Source organism: Paenimyroides marinum (assembly GCF_900108395.1).
In the GTDB taxonomy this organism is placed as follows: domain Bacteria; phylum Bacteroidota; class Bacteroidia; order Flavobacteriales; family Flavobacteriaceae; genus Flavobacterium; species Flavobacterium marinum.
Map to the genome: position 1 here is coordinate 22,133 of NZ_FNXE01000021.1, position 19,211 is coordinate 41,343.

The 19,211-nt window shown below is 41.1% G+C and carries 15 protein-coding genes; 7 read left to right on the plus strand and 8 right to left on the minus strand.

Annotated elements, in window-relative coordinates; translation table 11 throughout:
* Positions 1-9: 9 nt before the first annotated feature.
* Both BLW20_RS08170 and BLW20_RS08175 read left to right on the plus strand, forming a co-directional pair.
* Complete coding sequence (locus BLW20_RS08170; RefSeq protein ID WP_091098863.1) at positions 10-2,283, plus strand: multicopper oxidase family protein; 2,274 nt, start codon at positions 10-12, stop codon at positions 2,281-2,283.
* A gap of 261 nt (positions 2,284-2,544) precedes the next feature.
* Positions 2,545-3,366, plus strand: a complete 822-nt coding sequence (locus BLW20_RS08175) for an RteC domain-containing protein (protein ID WP_091098934.1) — start codon at positions 2,545-2,547, stop codon at positions 3,364-3,366.
* 6 nt (positions 3,367-3,372) lie between these two features.
* On the opposite strand, the gene BLW20_RS08180 is transcribed toward BLW20_RS08175, so the two are convergent.
* On the minus strand, positions 3,373-8,811 hold the full coding sequence (locus BLW20_RS08180) for an N-6 DNA methylase (protein ID WP_091098867.1): 5,439 nt from the start codon (positions 8,809-8,811) through the stop codon (positions 3,373-3,375).
* Positions 8,798-9,235, minus strand: a complete 438-nt coding sequence (locus BLW20_RS08185) for a DUF1896 domain-containing protein (RefSeq protein WP_091098871.1) — start codon at positions 9,233-9,235, stop codon at positions 8,798-8,800. Before BLW20_RS08185 ends, BLW20_RS08180 begins: the two co-directional genes overlap by 14 nt.
* Before the next feature lie 226 nt (positions 9,236-9,461).
* On the opposite strand from BLW20_RS08185, the gene BLW20_RS08190 reads away from it, so the two are divergent.
* From BLW20_RS08190 to arsB, 4 genes are read left to right on the plus strand one after another with little or no spacing between them, the layout of a single operon-like run.
* Positions 9,462-9,791: an ArsR/SmtB family transcription factor gene (locus BLW20_RS08190; protein ID WP_047094742.1), complete on the plus strand. Its 330-nt coding sequence runs from the start codon at positions 9,462-9,464 to the stop codon at positions 9,789-9,791.
* A gap of 59 nt (positions 9,792-9,850) precedes the next feature.
* A complete protein-coding gene (locus BLW20_RS08195; protein ID WP_003002385.1) occupies positions 9,851-10,315 on the plus strand; it encodes a DUF6428 family protein in 465 nt (154 codons plus the stop codon).
* A gap of 19 nt (positions 10,316-10,334) precedes the next feature.
* Entirely contained in the window at positions 10,335-10,949 is a 615-nt protein-coding gene (locus BLW20_RS08200; RefSeq protein ID WP_072885949.1) for a low molecular weight phosphatase family protein, read from the plus strand.
* 3 nt (positions 10,950-10,952) lie between these two features.
* A complete protein-coding gene (arsB, locus tag BLW20_RS08205; RefSeq protein ID WP_091098876.1) occupies positions 10,953-11,981 on the plus strand; it encodes an ACR3 family arsenite efflux transporter in 1,029 nt (342 codons plus the stop codon).
* An 81-nt stretch (positions 11,982-12,062) separates the two neighbouring features.
* Here the strand turns inward: arsB and BLW20_RS08210 are convergent, their stop codons facing one another.
* The 6 genes from BLW20_RS08210 to BLW20_RS08235 all read right to left on the minus strand — a co-directional run bounded on the left by BLW20_RS08210 (position 12,063) and on the right by BLW20_RS08235 (position 18,350).
* Positions 12,063-12,944, minus strand: a complete 882-nt coding sequence (locus BLW20_RS08210) for an ORF6N domain-containing protein (protein ID WP_091098879.1) — start codon at positions 12,942-12,944, stop codon at positions 12,063-12,065.
* Positions 12,934-15,027: a type IA DNA topoisomerase gene (locus BLW20_RS08215; RefSeq protein ID WP_013632654.1), complete on the minus strand. Its 2,094-nt coding sequence runs from the start codon at positions 15,025-15,027 to the stop codon at positions 12,934-12,936. The genes BLW20_RS08210 and BLW20_RS08215 overlap by 11 nt, the downstream gene beginning before the upstream one ends.
* Before the next feature lie 6 nt (positions 15,028-15,033).
* A complete protein-coding gene (locus tag BLW20_RS08220) occupies positions 15,034-16,494 on the minus strand; it encodes a DUF3945 domain-containing protein (protein WP_013632655.1) in 1,461 nt (486 codons plus the stop codon).
* A gap of 85 nt (positions 16,495-16,579) precedes the next feature.
* Positions 16,580-16,888 (minus strand): helix-turn-helix domain-containing protein, encoded by a 309-nt coding sequence (locus BLW20_RS08225; RefSeq protein WP_002978404.1) that lies wholly within the window; start codon positions 16,886-16,888, stop codon positions 16,580-16,582.
* 12 nt (positions 16,889-16,900) lie between these two features.
* The gene (locus tag BLW20_RS08230) at positions 16,901-17,254 is read right to left on the minus strand and encodes a helix-turn-helix domain-containing protein (protein ID WP_013632656.1); all 354 of its coding nucleotides are present in this window, start codon (positions 17,252-17,254) and stop codon (positions 16,901-16,903) included.
* Between the two features lie 250 nt (positions 17,255-17,504).
* Positions 17,505-18,350, minus strand: coding sequence for an RteC domain-containing protein (locus BLW20_RS08235; RefSeq protein WP_072885954.1), 846 nt, complete (start codon positions 18,348-18,350; stop codon positions 17,505-17,507).
* Between the two features lie 354 nt (positions 18,351-18,704).
* Here BLW20_RS08235 and BLW20_RS08245 point away from each other — a divergent pair, with 354 nt between their 5' ends.
* The gene (locus tag BLW20_RS08245) at positions 18,705-19,202 is read left to right on the plus strand and encodes an RDD family protein (RefSeq protein WP_091098886.1); all 498 of its coding nucleotides are present in this window, start codon (positions 18,705-18,707) and stop codon (positions 19,200-19,202) included.
* Positions 19,203-19,211: the final 9 nt, after the last annotated feature.

Consider the following 19,211-nt stretch of genomic DNA (forward strand, 5'->3'; position numbering starts at 1 on the left):
TTTCAAATCATGAACAGATATAATAAAATACCTATAAGAATTTTGCAAACAGTGCTGATACTGCTTTGCACACAAACATTATTCGCACAGAAAGTAGTGCGTTACGAATTGTATGTAAAAGACACATTGGTAAACTATGCCGGGAAAGAAAAAAGAGCCATTGCCGTAAACGGGCAAATCCCCATGCCCACCCTTACCTTTACCGAGGGCGACACTGCCGAAATAGTGGTGCACAACCAATTGAAAGAAAGCACATCACTTCACTGGCATGGTGTGTTCCTGCCCAATAAAGAAGACGGTGTGCCCTGGCTTACACAAAAACCCATCGCACCGGGCACAACCTACACCTACCGTTTTCCGATTATCCAGCATGGTACGCACTGGTACCATTCCCACTCAGGATTGCAGGAGCAGATTGGCATGTACGGAAGTTTTATCATGAAGAAAAGAAGCGATGATAAGACATTCAGACAAGGAATTGACGATTTGCCGACCGTTCCAATTATATTAAGTGAGTGGACAAATCTTAACCCCGACAACATTAACAGGATGCTGCATAATGCCAACGATTGGGCTGCTATCAAAAAAGAGGCTACACAATCATACGTTGAAGCGATTAAAGAAGGGAAATTTGGAGTGAAAGTAAAGAATGAATGGAAGCGAATGCTGGCAATGGATGTTAGTGATGTTTACTATGATAAAGTCCTAATAAATGGTAGCCATAGCACCGATTTGAAAACAATTGATGGTAAAAAGCTAAAAGCAGGCGACAAAGTAAGATTGCGTGTTTCCAATGGAGGGGCGTCTTCATATTTCTGGCTAAGGTATGCTGGAGGAAAAATTACAGTAGTAGCGAGTGATGGGAATGATGTTGAGCCTGTAGAGGTGGACAGGTTAATCATTGCCGTTTCTGAAACTTACGATATTGTAGTGACTATCCCTCAAGATGGTTTGGCTTACGAGTTCTTAGCAACAACCGAAGACAGGACACAATCTGCGAGTTTATTTATAGGTGATGGGGTCAAACAGCTTATTTCCCCGCTCCCACGATTGAAGTATTTCGAGGGGATGAAGATGATGAACGATATGATGAAAATGAATGGCGATTTGGACGATATGGGCATGAAGATGAGCCTTAACCAAATGGACATGAATGTAGTGATGTATCCCGAAATTACCGGAGATGCAACAAAAAAAGCAGACCACAGTAAGCATGAGGGTATGGACATGGATAACGACGCTAACCGTTACAACGCTAATGCCTTGGGAGACATCAAAACATTAAATTATGCTATGTTGCAATCGCCTTATAACACCTCTCTTCCAAATGATGCGCCTGTAAAAGAGTTGAAATTCACACTTACTGGCAACATGAACCGCTATGTATGGAGCATGGATAATAAAATACTTTCGGAAACTGACAAAATACCTGTAAAAAAAGGAGAAATATTACGGATTACCATCTATAACAATTCCATGATGCGTCATCCCATGCACCTCCACGGATTTGATTTTAGGGTTATTAACGGTAAGGGAGAAAAATCGCCTTTGAAAAATGTATTGGACATTATGCCGATGGAAACGGATACTATAGAGTTTTTAGCAAATGAGGAAGGTGATTGGTTTTTCCATTGCCATATTCTTTATCATATGATGGCAGGAATGAACAGGGTGTTTGAAGTTGGAGATTACAAAAATCCCTATTTACCCGATAAAGCAAAAGCCTATAAAGAACTGCAAAGGGAAAGCAATATGCCTCACTTTATGATTGAAAACGACTTTGCAACGAATGGAAATGACGGTGGAGCGATGTTGCAAAATGCAAGATGGTCATTAGGTACAGAATGGCGTTTAGGCTATAATAGTATGCACGGTTATGAAGTAGAAACCCATTTAGGTAGATACATTGGAAAAATGCAATGGTTCATGCCCTTTGTAGGTTTTGATTACCGCTACCGTAAAATGGGAGAAGATGAACACGAAAAGAACATATTTGGACAAACCAACAAGAAAGACACCCGCAGGGCGTTCAGTTTAGGGTTTATGTATACATTGCCTATGCTGGTCAATTTTCAGGCAGAAGTATATCACGACGGTATTGTGAGATTGCAGTTAATGCGTGAAGATATACCAATTTCAAAAAGACTAAGAGGTGGTTTTATGGTGAATACCGACTTAGAGTATATGGGAGAACTTAGGTATATCATTAATAAGAATATAGGTATACGTACCCACTATGATAGCGATATGGGCTTTGGTGTGGGGCTGGCATTGACTTATTAAAATTAAATAACTAAGGGTTGTAAACTGCATAACCGTAAAAAAATATCGGTAAAAAAAAGGAGGTGATGCAGGTGTAATTCGCAAAGACTAACCTGCATCATACTACAACCCTTTAAAGTATGCAACAAAAATCTATCTATCGTTCCATCATCAATACGGTAGAGGTTGAATTTTTTTAAGCAGTAATTGCATCATAAGCTAATACGAACAGTGTTAGCTTTTCTGTATTAACCAATAATATATTACATCAAAATGAAGCGAATGGATAAATTTTACAATGAAACATATCTTAAATTGGAAACTGCAATCCAGGAACTGGAGATTGAAACCGACTGCCCCATAAAAAGAATTGAAGCCGTTATACACCATATCATACAAAGCCTTGCCGACTTAAAGGACTTTGTACTGAAAAATGACTTTAAGAATATGGAAGAAGAAATCCATTTTTTCAAGTATCAGAAACCTGTTATTGTTTCAAAGCTCATCTACTACAATGCCATCTATAAAATCGAAACAAGAAGACCCTACGGGAACAAGCGTACCAAGAAATATTTTACCAAAGAACTGAAAAAGCTAAAAAGGTTCTTTGAAAACAACCTTGATTTTTACAAGTATTACCGCAGCAATAATTCTTTCGTTGACGAAAAATTCTTTGTGCGTGGCAAGCACGATATAAGGCTGTGGTTAGACACATTTTATTTTGAAGCAGACCATCGTTTTTCTACTTCACACGATTATAAGGTTGCCAAGATTATTGCCAATGACCTGATACAAGTTTATTTGGAAGACAGGCTCAATAACATCAATGTGAAAAGGGGGTCGGACAATTCATTGAAATGGACGGCAAGTAAAACGGCACTGACGGAACTCATATATGCACTGTACTCCCACGGTGTATTTAACAATGGGAATACAGACATAAAATTGATAGCTAAAACTTTTGAAGAAGCCTTTAATATTGAGTTAGGCGATTTTTACCACACGTTTATGGAACTGAAAGCCCGTAAGATAAACCGAACCAAATTCCTTGACAGCCTGTGTGAAGCCCTAATAAAAAAAATGGACGAAAAGGACGAAAAGTAACGACTATTATAATACGCCACGAGGTGAATGAACGCCTTTTGTCCGTATAATGCTTTCCTGCACCTTTGGGGCTTCATTCTGCTTTTCTGCCTGCTCCGAAGCATCTTGTTTGGTTTCCGGCGTAATAGATAGCTGTATCTTTCTTTCTACGGCAGCCAGTTCCGTTTTAAGCTCACTCAATCGACTTTCCTTAGCCCAAGTACCGTTAACCACTTCCTGAAGCATCGGCAGGTCTTTTTGTATTTCAGCGATTTTCTCCTGCTCCTGCTTCACAAAGCCCGGCAGTTTTTCCAAAGCCCTTAAAAAATTCATTGCGGCGGTTTCGGGGTCTTTTGCCATCAGACCGTTATTGTAGGTGTACTTGATATTGCCCTCGCCAGTTATAAAAAATCTATTGACCCTTTCGAGTGTTGAATTATCCTTTGGAAGTTCTGTTTTAACCAATAATTGAAACCCGTAGAGGTTGCCTATTTCACGATAGTCGCCTGCCGTGCGGGCTTTGTTCGCAATCTCGTTCAGTTTTGCGCCTATTTGTTTCGGATTTGCATTGGGCGGCAAGCCATCTAACAGCACAGGGTTTTCGATTGTACCGTCCGAACGCTTTTGCAGGCGTTGCTGTAAGTTTTCCCAGTCGGTACTCATCCGGCTCAAACGGGATTGAGTGCTTTGCAACATTTCCATATAATCCTGTACCTTAAATTTGGCACTGGATTTAGAGCGGTTGAACGCCTGCTTTTCGCTTTCCAGTCCGGCAATCTGTTTTTCCAGTTTGGCTTTATCCAACAGGTCTGTATTTCCTGACAGGATTGCCACATATTCCGAAAAGTTCATTCCCGATTTTTCGTCCATACTTCCCTCGTCAATCGTTCTTTTGGTCAGGTTGTTAGTCTTTAACTGGTCGATGAAAAGCTGCTTATTATACAGCAGGTTGAATTTGACACTGTCCAACGATTTTTCAACTGCATAGATAATCACAGCAACTTTATTATCGGCAAAGAATTTGGCAATCTCATTGCCTTTTCTGATTGCCCGCCCGTCCCTTTGGGCAAGGTCAGACGGTCGCCACGGTGTATCTAAATGATGAACGGCAACAGCTCTTTTCTGTGCGTTTACGCCAGTTCCGAGCATACTTGTAGAACCGAACAGTACACGGATTTTGCCCTCGTTCATTCCGTTGATAAGTTCCTTACGTTGCTTATCATTTTTCGCTTCCTGAATAAACCTTACTTCGTGCGCAGGTATGCCGTGGTCCTCCACGAGTTTGCGTTTTATTTCGGAGTACACGTTCCATTCGCCGGGCTTGTAGGTTCCCAAATCGGAGAAAACGAACTGCGTTCCTTTCTGTGCGTTGAACTGGTTGTAAAACTTGGCGATATTTACCGCACAATGCGAAGCCTTGTTGTCGGGATGGTCGTCGTATATACCACTTACCATACGCATATCGAGCGACATCTTACGGGCATAGTCCGTCGCAATGAGCATCTTTGCTTTTTCTTCCCTTTGCGATAATGGTTCTCTTCCGAGCAAAGTAGCATCGCCCGTTTTGGCAAAAGCCATCAGGCTTTGGATAAAGGCTTCTTGGTCGGGCGTTGGCGGTATATTGTATAATACCTCGTTCTTGTTGGGTCGGTCAATACCAATATCCTTTGCCGTTCTGTAATCCGTGATTTCAGAATAGAACTGCGCAAGTTCCGGCACTTTGATAAAGTAGCGGAAACGCTCTTTTGCTACAATATTGTTAGCTACCGAAAATTCATAATCGGTCGTTTTCCTTGCATAGATAGCTGCCCACGCATCAAAAGAATGAATGCCCTGTTTTTCCAATGCACGGGGACGCAGATATTTGAACAGTAGGTACAGCTCCGTTAATGAATTGCTGATGGTCGTACCCGAAAGAAAGGTTGCGCCCATATCCGCATTGGTACGCTCCTGAATGGTGCGGATTGCAAAAAGCAGGTTCAGTGCCTTTTGGCTGCCGTCCACGTTACCCAATCCGGCAACCCGTGTATGACGGGTGTTGAACATCAGGTTTTTGAATTGGTGGCTTTCGTCCACAAACAAATGGTCTATGCCCATCATCTTAAAGTCCACAATATCATCTTTGCGGTTTTCAATATCGTGTTGCAGCGTTTTCAGCTTTACTTCAAGATTTTCTTTTCGTTTGATTACCCCGGCGAGCATTCCCCTTGTCACTTCCTTGCCTTGCGATTTCAGGGCATCGAGGTTGCGCTCTACGCTGTCTAATTCTATTTCGAGGATTTCCTTTTGTATTTCGGGCGATTGAGGTATCATTCCGAACTGGTCGTGCGTGAGTATCACACAATCCCAATCGTTGTTTTTAATATCCCCGAAAATCCGCAGGCGTTTTTTAGGCGTAAAATCATCAATACCTGGATAAAGGATTTTTGCGTGTGGATAGGCTTTTCGGTAGTCTTCAGCAATAGCAGGTATATTGGCTTTCAGTCCGATTATCATCGGTTTATGGGCTAATCCCAAACGCTTCATTTCCTGCGCTGCGGTACACATTATCAGCGTTTTTCCTGCGCCTACTTCGTGGTCGCAGATAGCACCGTTGTTCAGTTTTATCATCCAAACCGTGTCCTTTTGGCTTGAATACAGGTCTTCAATGCCTGCACCCTTGCGGTCTAATCCCGGAAATTCCTGATGGCTTCCGTCATAGTTCGGGCGAACGAAACAGTTAAAGGTGTCGTTGTACTGGTCGGTCAGCCTATTTTTAAATTCATCGTTCTGTGCGTGTAGCCAGTCGGTAAAAGCGGTACGGATTTCATCAATCTTGGTGTTCGCCATTTGTATGGCTTCCATATCCCGTACTTTGACCTCTTGGTCGCCAACCATCACTTTTTTGGTTATATCAGGCGTAGTATTGACAAGGGCGTGTTTGAGCAGGGCAATACCGTCAAATGTTCGGCTTTCCGCTTTGACAGCATATTTTTCCCAAATGTGCATATTGCCCCGATGACATTTCACAGAAAAGTCGTCGGAGCTTTCGGAGTAATGAACCAGTACATCCGCATCGAACAGGTGCGAAGCGAAACGGGCATAAATTCCGGTAGGTATCCACCGTTCGCCGAGATTAAAATCCAACTCCTCAAATTCAATCCGTTTTGGTCGGGCTTCCTCTAAAGCGGTAAGGCTTTCTTTGGCTTCGGTATCATCAGGATTGTTTTCAAGATAGGCTCTTACTTCATCGGCTTTCTCAACTACGTTGCCTGCAATCCACCGTTCGGCTATTTCGTATTCCTGTTGTAGCGGATTGTAGAACAACCGCCCGTGTAAGGCTTCTTTCAGGGTATCGGCAGGCAGGCTGCTGATTTCGGACATAAAGTCCAAATCCACGTTGCCGTATTTATTCAGCGAGGCGGCTAATGCCTCTTCGGGATTATCGGTTGCTAACGTGGTCGTAGAGAAACTAACAGGACGGCTGAATATATCCGCTTTATGGATTATGCCGCCAATGATACGCTCCAGATAAGGAATTTCTTTACCTGCGCTGTCTGTCTTTATCAGCTTGGCATTGTCGGCAGCATTGAGATTACCGTATTTTTTGACAAAGCCATCGTACAGGAGGTTCAGGGTTTCCCGTTCTGCCTTGTGTTCGGTCTGCTTTTCAGCTTCTTTTTGGTACAGGTTGATATAACTGTCCCTTACAGCTATGTAGGCTTCGGCTCTTGCTTTCTGTGCCGACGGCAATTGCAATGGATGAAAGATAGCTTTTTTGTCTTCCTTATCCACCTCTTGCAAATAGCCGACCCAACCGTTATCCACCACAAGGCAATCATTCCGATGGAATGATTGCAGTTCGCCACTATACGGGGCAGGTTCAGGAATAGCATTAATATTGATAGCGGTAATGGCTGTCTTATCAGACTGGCCATTTCCGTTTATTTGTGAAAACAGGTCGCTGATAGCTTCCTGTTTTTTGCCGTTAACCTGGTCGGTTCCGTTAATATCACCATTGGATTTTAGCGGTGTATAGGGCTGCTGCCTTGCACTGCTGAACAGGTCGGGCTGACGACCTATTGTACCTCTTCTTTTTTTAGTGCTTTGCCTTTTGGCTTGGGTAGTTCTTTTAGGTGGAGCAAGAACCATTACAGGTTCTCCCGCACTTTCAAACAAGTCAAAAATGCTTAGTTGCTTTAATTCCTGCGGGCTTTCCTGACGGACTACCGGAGTAGGTACAGGTTGCGGCTTTTGCTGAATGATTACAGGGTCTATGACCGGAGGTGTAACTTTTGGTTCAATAGGAATTTGTATAACAGGCTCGTCGTTCTGTTCGCCTTTGTATAAACTCAAATTCAGATGCTTTCCAAAATCTTCGGAAAGCATTTGCTTCAAATCTTTGGCAATGCCCTCAACACCGTCTTTATGCGTATAGATTAAGGCAGGTTGCCCGTATGGGTCGGTATCTAATTTTTGGTCGGTATGGATAATTCTTGTACTGTCCTGAAAGAGCGCATTGCCAGGCGTATTGTATTCAGATGGCTTGCTTTGGCAAAACAGATCTTCCCTGTCGGTCAGATTTTCTTTTGCCGTATTTTTTTGCAGGATAATCAGGTCGCTGCCGACTTCCGTACCTGCATATTCGGTAAACAGGTTGTTAGGCAATCTTACAACCGAAACCAAATTATTATCCTGCATCAACGCCCTGCGTATGGGTTCGTTCTTAGGGCTGTTCAGAATGCCCTGTGAAGTGATGTAAGCCAACAAACCGCCCTCACGGAGCATATCAGCACCTTTCAGAAAAAAGTAATTGTGTATGCTTCGGGCAGCTTGTTCCTTTGCGCTGTTTCTACTGCGTGAATAAGAAAGGTCAAATACGGAAGTATCGCCAAAAGGGATATTACTGGCGATTACATCATAGGTGTTTTGTTCCCTTTCGGGGATTTCCTCAAAGCCGTTTATACGGATATTGATTTCGGGGTAAAGCTGCTTTAAAATCTTGCCTGTAAGCAAGTCCTTTTCATAAGCGGTAACACTGGCTTTCTGATTTTCCGAAAAGGATTGGATGAATGAACCGATACCTGCGGAGGGTTCGAGGAATTTATCAATGTGCAGACCATTATCCCGCAAGGCAGATGAAATGGCATCTATAACTTTTGGTGGGGTATAAAAAGCCGTCAGTACGGAACTTTTCATACTATCCACATACTTGCGGTATTGCTTATCGTCTTCGGAATTTTCTTTGAGTAGTTGGTGGAGTTCCTGCGTGAGTGGAAAAAGGTCGTGTTCTGTTTTTCTCCAATGATTGATGTCTATTTCGTTTTCTACGGGGTTCAGAACGAATTTAAGACCGCCAAATCCGCTGTATCGCATCATTAGCAGTCTTTCGCCTACGGTGGCTTGCCGTTTCTCCTTTTCCAGTTTAAAAACAATTCGCAGGGCATCAATATTCTGTTGGAGATGGAACCGCTTACTGAAGCCCATTTTCCTCAATCCATATTGAGATGGTTCCGGTCAGTTCGGTATAGAGTACATCAAACTCATTTCCGTTGGCGAAATCATCGGTTAATTCATATCCTGCGAAAACAGGCTCACAAACGGGGAACATTTTAAGGGCGAACGGTCGCAGCTCCTCGTCTGCCATTATGGCATCAAACTCATTGCATACCACTTTGAAAACCGTGTTGAACTTGGAGAAGTGCAAGCCCTCAAAAAGTATGTAGTTGGCTATTTCGTCGCATTGCTCAACGGCGTTTCCCGAACGGAAAGCACCCTCATAAGCATTGGCAGCCCACGAAGACCGTTGGTCAATAAATTTTTGGTCGTGTGCCTTTTCGGGAAAGCTGCTGTTTAATAATTCTTGCAGTCGTAATCTGAAATACGACAGGTCTTTTTGCTGTACATCCATACTTATTTTGATTAGAATTTTACTTAAATCCTAAAATTATAAGCAGGAGCAAATGCCTTTGATAATGTTGCAGCGTTTGGCTTTGAAAGGCAGGATTTGGCGATTTACAATAGAAAATTGAACTGATTATTTATACAGAATTGGTGCTTGGCTATATGTTTTTTCACAAACTACTTTTGTGGTTTAAATATTTATCGTAATATTGCGATATATTATTACAAATAAGATGGGCGTAACAAAAACAGAAATATTTACAGAACAGCAAAACAGCTTGGCAACCACTTTAAAGGCACTGGCTCATCCTGCCCGTATAGCTATCCTGCAATACATCATCAAGCAGAATGCTTGCATTTGTAATGACTTAGTGGAAGAATTAGGATTGGCGCAGGCTACGATTTCACAACATTTAAAAGAGCTTAAAAACATTGGTATCATCAAAGGCAATATAGAAGGGACAAGTGTGTGCTACTGTATTGATGAAAATGTTTGGCAGCAGATTAAAAAGGAACTCAATGCTTTCTTTATAGATAATGTAGAGGTTGATAAATGCTGTTAAGCATTTTTTTTAAGCACATTAATCGCAATAAAGCAATATAACAATTAAATAAAAAAATAATGAAACTATCAAACATCAAAGAAATCTTACCAGCATTGGATAATGTTGAATTTCAATTAGAGAACGGAACATTTGTACCCGAACACTTTCACGTTACCGAGATAGGTGTTATTACAAAACACTTCATTGATTGTGGCGGAACAATTAGAAACGAAAAAGTTGTCAATTTCCAATTATGGAATGCCAACGATTTTGAACACCGATTAAAGCCAACAAAGCTATTAAACATCATTAAGCTATCCGAAGAAAAGTTGGGTATTGAAGATGCCGAAATAGAAGTAGAATACCAAAGCGAAACGGTTGGTAAATACGATTTGAATTTTAACGGAAACCATTTTGTACTGAAAAACAAGCAAACCGCTTGCCTGGCAAGTGATGCTTGCGGTATTCCTGCCGAAAAGCAAAAGGTAAAATTATCAGAGCTGAATAATGCTTGCTGTACACCAAATTCGGGATGTTGCTAAACACTAAAAACAAAATGCGATGTATCAAAAACTAATCGAAATCATTAACAACAAAATTGATGTACAAAGCATCAGCGAAGAACGTAAAGCCGTATTACAACCGCTGATTGATTTTATACAGCAAAAAGTAAACGACAGGCAGGATATAAATATCAATTTCATCTGTACCCACAATTCCCGAAGAAGCCATTTATCACAGGTTTGGGCACAGGTAGCGTCAGCACATTTTAATATACCAAATGTACATTGTTATTCGGGCGGTACGGAAGAAACGTCACTATTTCCGAAAGTTGCAGAAACATTGACTAATCAGGGGTTTAACATTTTCAAAATCGCAGATACTAATAACCCTGTATATGCCATAAAATACAGCGATAATGCTTTGCCTGTTATCGGCTTTTCAAAAAAGTACGATAGTCCTTTCAACCCAGTATCAGCATTTACAGCCATTATGACCTGTTCACAGGCAGACGGTGGATGTCCATTTATTGCAGGTGCAGAAAAAAGGATACCTATCACATTTGAAGACCCTAAAATTTCAGACAATACACCGGAGCAATCACAGGTATATGCAGAAAGAAGTTTACAGATAGCAACGGAAATGTTTTATGTTTTTTCAAAAGTCAGTCAATAACCAATGCAACCAAAACTAAAATTTCTTGACCGTTACCTTACCTTATGGATATTCCTTGCAATGGCAGCAGGTATAGGTTTAGGGTATTTCTTTCCGGGAATATCAAAAATTACAAATGCTTTATCCGTAGGCACTACAAACGTTCCTTTGGCAATAGGTCTGATACTGATGATGTACCCGCCATTGGCAAAAGTGGATTATTCATTATTGCCCCAAGCATTTAAGGATAAAAAAGTAATCGGCATATCCTTATTGCTCAATTGGGTTATCGGTACAATATTGATGTTCGGATTAGCCGTTTTGTTTTTACGTAATGAACCCGATTATATGACAGGCTTGATATTGATAGGTTTGGCAAGATGTATCGCAATGGTAATCGTATGGAGCGATTTAGCTAAAGCAAACAGAGAATACACAGCTATGTTAGTTGCATTAAACAGCATCTTTCAGATAATTTCTTATAGCTTCTTAGTTTGGTTATTCATTAATGTATTACCAAGCAAATTAGGAGTAGCCAATTTCAATGTAAGCGTATCAATGAAAGACGTAACCGAAAGCGTATTAATATACTTAGGCATTCCTTTCTTAGCAGGTTTTATAAGCCGTTACGCATTGGTAAAGTCAAAAGGAATAGAATGGTATAACAGGAAATTTGTACCTCGAATATCGCCCATTACATTATATGCTTTACTGTTTACAATCGTATTAATGTTCAGTCTGAAAGGCGATAAAATATTAGAACTGCCAATGGATGTAGTAAAAGTAGCCATACCGTTAATCATCTATTTTGTACTAATGTTTTTTGTCAGCTTCTTTATCAATAAATCTTTAAACGTTCCTTACGACAAAAACGCATCCATCGCATTTACAGCCACAGGAAACAATTTTGAATTGGCAATAGCCGTAGCAATAGCGGTTTTCGGTATTCATTCTCCACAGGCATTTGTGGGCGTTATAGGACCGTTGGTAGAAGTACCTGTACTGATACTGTTGGTAAAAGCAAGTTTATGGCTAAAGAAGAAATATTACTAAAGGTTATTTAAGAACGTATTAGAGCATTTTGAAGCATAAAAAAACTAAAAATGAACCTCCGATAATTCGGAGGTTCATTTTTTACGGCTTGTTCAATATTTGAAGCATCCTGCCGACTTCAATATCCATTCTTGAAAAAGCAAACCATTTTTTGCCCAGGTCTTTGAGCGATGCCCCTATATGGTAGAGTTCTGTATGGTCAATAATCAAAAAACGGTCGTGGGCGTCGGAAAACACTTCAATTTCTATCGGAGGATATTGGCTATTGTAGCGTTGTAAGTCTAACCGTAACTGATTGCTGATACTTTTGGTAAGGATTGTAGCGGTTACATTAGTCTTACGCTTACCCAACAAGGTAAGCACCGTATCATCCACATAATTATCAAGCAGGATAACAGAGCTTTTGGCACTACGGATAATATCGGAAACAAAGGCGTAGGCATCAAAAATCTGCCCGTTGTAGAAAATGCCTTTTTCGCTGTGCAGCTTGTCGCTTTCCAAAGCCTTAAAAATCTCTTCAAATTTTTGGTCGGCTTCCAGTTGCTTTAACTCGATATTGTCCAAACGATGAAACAAAGAAGCGTTGCTGATGAGCATACGCCGCATTTCTACAAAGGCTTCCATTATTTCCACACTCATTTTAACGGCTATATCAGAACGAAGTATGGCAGATGCCATTGCAACGCCTTGTTCCGTAAAAGCATAGGGCAAATAACGTCTGCCGCCGTAATTTAAACTTGAGGTTCCAATTTGGAACCTCAAGTTTTCAACTTCCTCTTCGGTCAGTTGAAAGCAGAATGATACAGGAAAACGCTTAATATTTCTTTTAACAGCTTTGTTCAGGTTCTTTGTTTCTACCTGATATAAGGCAGCGAGGTCGCTATCCAACATTACCTGTTTGCCCCGGATAGTATAAATCAGGTTCCTGATTTCTTTGGGTACGATTGACGGTTTATTTTCCATTGCGTTTACTGCTTTTGTTTTTTTCAAACTCAAAGGAACTTTCAGCGTTTTCTTTCAGAATGATGTAAGCATCGAATTTCTTTCCGGCTTTGCTTGTCATTCCTTTGATAAGAGAGGTTTTGCCTTTATTGACAAGGTTTGTTACATTTTCGATACTGATTTGTACACCGCAGACGGTGCGGAACTGTACCCAGTTACAAGCCTCATCAGGGCATTTCACAATCTTGTCACGGATAATAAGCTGCTGACTTTTGCATTTCGGGCAGGTTAGTTTGGGTTGGTTGGTGCTTGCAATAGAGGTTTGTAGCAATTCATCGGTAATAGATTTGGCATAGGTTTCCATTTCCTTTTGGAATGTTCCGGCATCCGCTTCGTTATTTTCTATTTTCTGTAACGCCAATTCCCATTCGGCAGTCATTGCCACGTCTGCAATTTTCCGGTCTTTTACAAGCCCGTACACCTGCAATCCTTTTTCCGTAGGGATTAAAGAACGTTTATCCCGTTGGATATAATTACGGGTAAACAGGGTTTCGATAATGGCGGCTCTTGTTGCAGGAGTACCGATGCCGATATTTTTGAGGGCTTTGCGTTCTTCTTCGTTCTCAATTTCTTTCCCTGCGGTTTCCATAGCCGACAAAAGCCCGGCTTCGGTGTAAAGCACTGGTGGTTTGGTCTGCTTTTCCAAAACTGCGGCTTCCTTTATGGCAAGTTCGTCGCCTTTATGCAGTTCAGGTAATTCCTGCACTGGCTCTTCGCCGTCATCGGTAAAACTTCCTTTTATGGAACGCCAACCCGCTTCCTGAATTTTACAGCCTTTTGCCGTAAAGTCGTAATGCAATACCTGTAATGATACATCGGTTATTTCTTTGACACAGGCTTGCGATATGGCTTCAAGCAAGCGAAGCGCAATCATATTGTAAATCTTGTTTTCGTCTGCATTAAGTACGGACGGCACTTTGTCCGTAATCAACAAACCGTGATGGTCCGTTACACGGAGGTCATTCACGATACGTTTGTTGAACCGTCCCCATTTGATTTTGGTAAGGGCTTGCTTGCAATCCTCACGATTTTGCAATGCCCGCACGAGGTTTGGAATTTCTGCCCACATATCTTCAGGGATGTATTTGCTCCCGGTACGTGGGTACGTGATAAACTTCTTTTCGTACAGGCTTTGCGCAATATTGAGCGTTGCTTCAGCAGATAATTTCAGCCTTTTGTTGGCTTCCTTTTGTAAGCCTGTCAGGTCGAAAAGCAAGGGCGGTTGTTCTGTAACGCTTTTGGTTTCTACTGATGTAAAGGTTGCCGTTGCGCCACGCTGAATAGCTTTAAGGGTATCATCAGCAAGTTGCTTTTCGTCCCATTTGGTTGCGGAAATACTTTTGAAATCAACCTGGGCTTTGTTGTGCGTTAATTGTATCTGCCAGTATTTCTTTACCGTGAAATTCTTATTGTCGAGGTAACGTTTGCATATCAAAGCCAGTGTGGGCGTTTGCACTCTTCCAAGCGAATAGATACCATTGCCTGCGGCAATGCTCAATGCCTGTGTAGCATTGATGCCTACAAGCCAGTCGGCACGGCTTCTGCCTTGCGCTGCCTGATACAGTCCGTCAAATGCTGCCCCGTCTTTTAGGTTGTTGAAGCCTTGCTTTATTGCCTTTTCGGTAAGCGAACTTATCCAAAGGCGTTCAAAAGGTTTGTTGCATTTCAGGTATTCATAAATGTACCTGAAAATGAGTTCGCCCTCACGACCTGCATCGGTAGCAACGATGATGCTGTTGCTTTGCTTAAAAAGCTGCTCAATGACTTTCAGTTGCTTTAATGCGCCAGTATCGGCGGTGTACCCTTTGTCTTTTTTGACCTTGCGGACGGTCAATAAAAACGGGTTGGGCAATATCGGCAGGGATGCTTTATCAAATCCCGAAATGCCGTAATCTTCGGGCATTCCCAGTCCTATTAAATGACCGAATGCCCACGTAACAAAATAGCCGTTACCTGTCAGGTAGCCATCCTTTTTATCGGATGCTCCCACAAGTCCGGCTATTTCCCTTGCTACGCTTGGTTTTTCTGCAATGATTGTTTTCATACTGTATTACATTTTTCTGCCTTTGGATTTTTCAGGCTTGTTATCCTGTTGCTCCTGCTGCTTCTCGTTTTTCGGTCTTTGCTGCCCGGACTTCAAAGGCTCTTGGACGTTCTTGGTCGCTTCGTTGGTTTTACCCTCCGAATTGACGGCAGTTTGTGTTTTATGAGTTTCGGCAGGTTCTACCCGTGCTTTGTACTGACCGGGAAACTCAAAATTGGTCTTTCCGGTATCTTTGTCGAACGTGATATAACCCTTATACGGTTGGTCTTTTTTGTCTTTCAGTTCAACGTATATGGTTTGTCCGGCTTTGAACTTGTTGTACTGCTCATCATCCAGTTCTTTGCCCCTGAAAGTTCTTGGAGCTTCTTGCGGTTGGCTTTGCTGATTGCTTTGTTGGGTATTCTGTTGGTTCGTTTGCGCCTGCTGATTGTTGTTGCTTCTGTCAAACAGGAACTCAACATACCGTTTGTCCGCATTGAATTGTACAGTTGCCGAAAACTCCGTTCCTTTCGAGGAAATCATACCCTCTAAATAGAGCGGTTTGCCCTCCATCAGCGTTTGTTTTTGTTCGTCATTCAGCTTTACGCCCTTAATTTCATCGGGAATTTTTATAAACTCCGTGCGCAGTGCAACCACGTCATTGGTCAGCCTGTCAATACTTATAATGGACGGCATCAGGTCGCCTGTTTTGGAGTTTACCAAATTGACGACACGCCCCATATTACCCGTTTCGAGCAGGTTTTTCTTGTCTTCGTCCGTAAACTTGTGACCGAAAAATTCAAAGTGGAGGTTAGGTTCTCTTTTGATACCGTGTATTGCCACGATAACATTGCCGTCTTCCGCTTGCTGTAAAGACAGGCGGGCATCCGTGCGGAGGATAGAGCCCCCGAGGTTGATACCTATCGGTAAAAGCTCATTGGTTTTATAACCTCGTAACAAAGGGTCGAGCAGGTTCCTTTTTTCAAGATACTCTTTGCTCAATCCGAGGTTTTTCATTGTGTCCCAATCAATCTGCTCCGGCTTGTAGCGATATTCGCTTGTTTCCGTTGTTGTTTGTGCTGTTGCCATATTATTTTGATTTTCTTGTTTTTTATCGGGTTGGGGTTCTGCTTTCACTTCGTGTTCTTTCAGCACTTTTTCGCCCTGTGGAGTGGGCTTATCTACGTGCTTTTGTAATTCCTCTGCTTTTTCAGCAGCAACCGAGGCAGGCACTTTGAAGAAAGTAAAGTTTGTAGGGTTCTTTAACTGGCTGAAAAAATTGGAAAAGAAGTTGGAAAAGAAATCACCGCTTTTATCCACACGCATAAACTGGTTTTGATTTTTCTTCGTGGGGTCAACGGTTTCCATTTTCCCGTTTTCGTCTATACTCTTTACTGCCTGGATTTTCATTTTCTCTTTATCCAGTACGAGTAAGATGTCCGAAAGCTGTTCGGGCATTTCCTGTTTATTAGTTGTTTCTTCGCTCATAATCTGAAAATTTCAAAATTTCACGATCGAATGTAAAGGAAGCCTTCACTGATTTGCTTTATGTGGCACTCAAAGGCAGCGTTTGTCACTTATTGGCATCCAGTTTAGGTAACGGAGGGTTAAAACTTTCCCTGATGAACTGATGCACATCGGATAGCTTGTAATACAGTTTTCCGCTAATGGTATAATAAGGGAGCTTACCTATGGAGCGATACCGTTGCAGGGAACGGTTACTGATTTTCAGCATTTGCAATAAATCCTGATTATCCAGTAACTCTTCGCCGTCTATGCTGTTGCGCTTCTTTTGTAAATCGTCTATGTGGTTGCCAAGAATGTCCAGCCTGTCCATTATGCGTTCCATCCACGCCACAAATTCCATTTTGTCGATATTCATACGGGTACGCTTTTAATGATTACCTGATTTCAGCTTTCTGCCTTTCTCGATATAGCTTTTGCCTTTCGCCATAAGCTGCTCCACATATTCATCGGTCGTCTGCACGGCGTTAGCGTTGAGCATTTCCTTGATAGCACCAATCGTATAGTAATACTGCCCGTACATTTTTGAAAAAGCTATCTGCCCGTTGGTGCGCATACGCCACAACGTTTTTTCGCTGATGTGGAGATACTGGCAGACTTCGTGGTTGTTGAGCCATAAGCTATCGTAGCTTGTATCTTCCAGTTTGAGGATATATTCGCTAATGGCTTTCAACCGTTCGTTGAGGTGCTTCCACACTTCTTCGTCAACTGTTATAATGTTCATTGCACTATTGTTTAATATTCACAGTACAAAATTCAGAAGTGTGGCAGTGTTTGTCTGCCAATGCGTACCCATTGGTTTGGCACTTTTTTTCAAATTTTTTGCAATGAGAAAAACCCTTGTTTAATAAGGGTTTTAGCGTGTTTCGGTTATTTTGTAGTAGCCTTTTGCCCATATATGCCAATTGGCATATATGGGCAAAGAAAAAGCAGTACATTTTGTGTACTGCTTTCAAACACCCGTGCTGATGTTGCTAAAGGTCTTTATCCATATACTCTTCGAGGGAAATTTTGAGCTGGTCTAAAAACACCGTTCGGGAGCCTGCCCTTGTTTTCATTCGGTGGAAAGAATGATGTATATCGTTCAAGGGCGTTCGGAAGAGGATTTGGAAAATCAATGCTAATTTCCTGATGCCTATTTTCCCGTATGCAATAGATTTGGAAACATACAGGGCGTAAATCAATTCTATCAGTGCATTTTGCGAGTTCGTCCACGAAATGTCTTTGTTTCCATCACCGTTTATTGAAATGGTATCGGGATTTTTTTCAGGGTTTATTTTGGTAAGCAAGAAAGTATAAAGTAATTCATTGGCTATAATATGGGCAACTTTGTTATCGTAATAAGTAGAAAAGCTAAGGTCAATTTCAAATACACTACTTTTTAGACCATCGTGGTAATTGATTTTTCCGAGCCTGAAATAACTGTGGTCACGGTCAGTTCTGCCTGCACGATAGTACCTGTAAAAATCCTCATTGGATATGCTTTCCTTGTATTCGGATTTCAGAATTTTCAGTTGGTTTTCAAAATAACTTTGGTGTATTCTCCCTGCACTTACGGGGCAGGTAGTTTCAATGCGGAATACCTTATTGTAATAAATAAGTTTTCCTAAAATCTGCGGTTTGATTTTCTTGAAAAAATTGATTTCCTGCCGTTCGTCCTTAAATCCGGTCTGCAAGACTTTCATCTTTATAGTAAACAGCATTTCCTTTAAGAATAAGGTCATTTGGTAAGCCTCATCCGCAGTTTGCATCATTTGAGAAGATAGCATATCTTCCTGACGCTGAATTTCCGATAATATTTTGTTCAACACGATTTCCATAGCTTAGATTTTTAGAGATTAACACCATACGTTTCGGATTTACATTTTTGTTTATTTGTCAAAACTTGGAAATAATATCGGAACCAATATCACAGGTTGCCCCCATATTGGGGAAGATTTATTTTATAACGCCTTATGATGTATATTGGAAAAAGCAGAAAAAAGGGTTAAGTACGCTACGACTTAACCCTTTTTTTTATTAAATTTGCGGTAATGATTTACAAGGTAATCAGATGAAAGCGAGTGCAGTAAGCACCATTACTAAATCGTTACCGATAGCACTTTCGGTTCTTGTAAACTACTCTTTATTAGCCACTTTGGGCTATATTAATCTTTTTTTCAAAAAAACAATTTATGAATTTAGAGCATATCGTTCAGAAAAACAAAGCCGACAAAGGATTGCGGTTTGTTAATTTATTAATTGACCTCATTTTTTTCTTTTTGTTTCTGTTTGGCGTTGGATTTGTTGCCGGTTTACTATTATATTTAATTAATCCTTATTCTACTTTTTTTGAAGATTTAGGAGAACTTAATCCTTTTTTAGACCGAATTTTCACATCAATACTTATTGTTTTCTATTATTTTGGAATGGAAACTTTAACTAAAGGAAGAACGATAGGCAAATTTATCACAGGAACAAAAGTGGTTACTTTAGAAGGCGAACTGCCTACAGCTAATATTTTTTTAAAGAGAAGTTTGTGCAGAATTATTCCTTTTGAAACTTTTAGTTTTTTAGGTACTAATGGTTGGCACGACAGTATTCCGAAAACAACTGTGGTGATCAAAAAGCATTTTGATTACGAAGTTGAAATGCAAAAAAATGTTGCAGCAATTGGAACAATAGATGAATAACAAAAACTT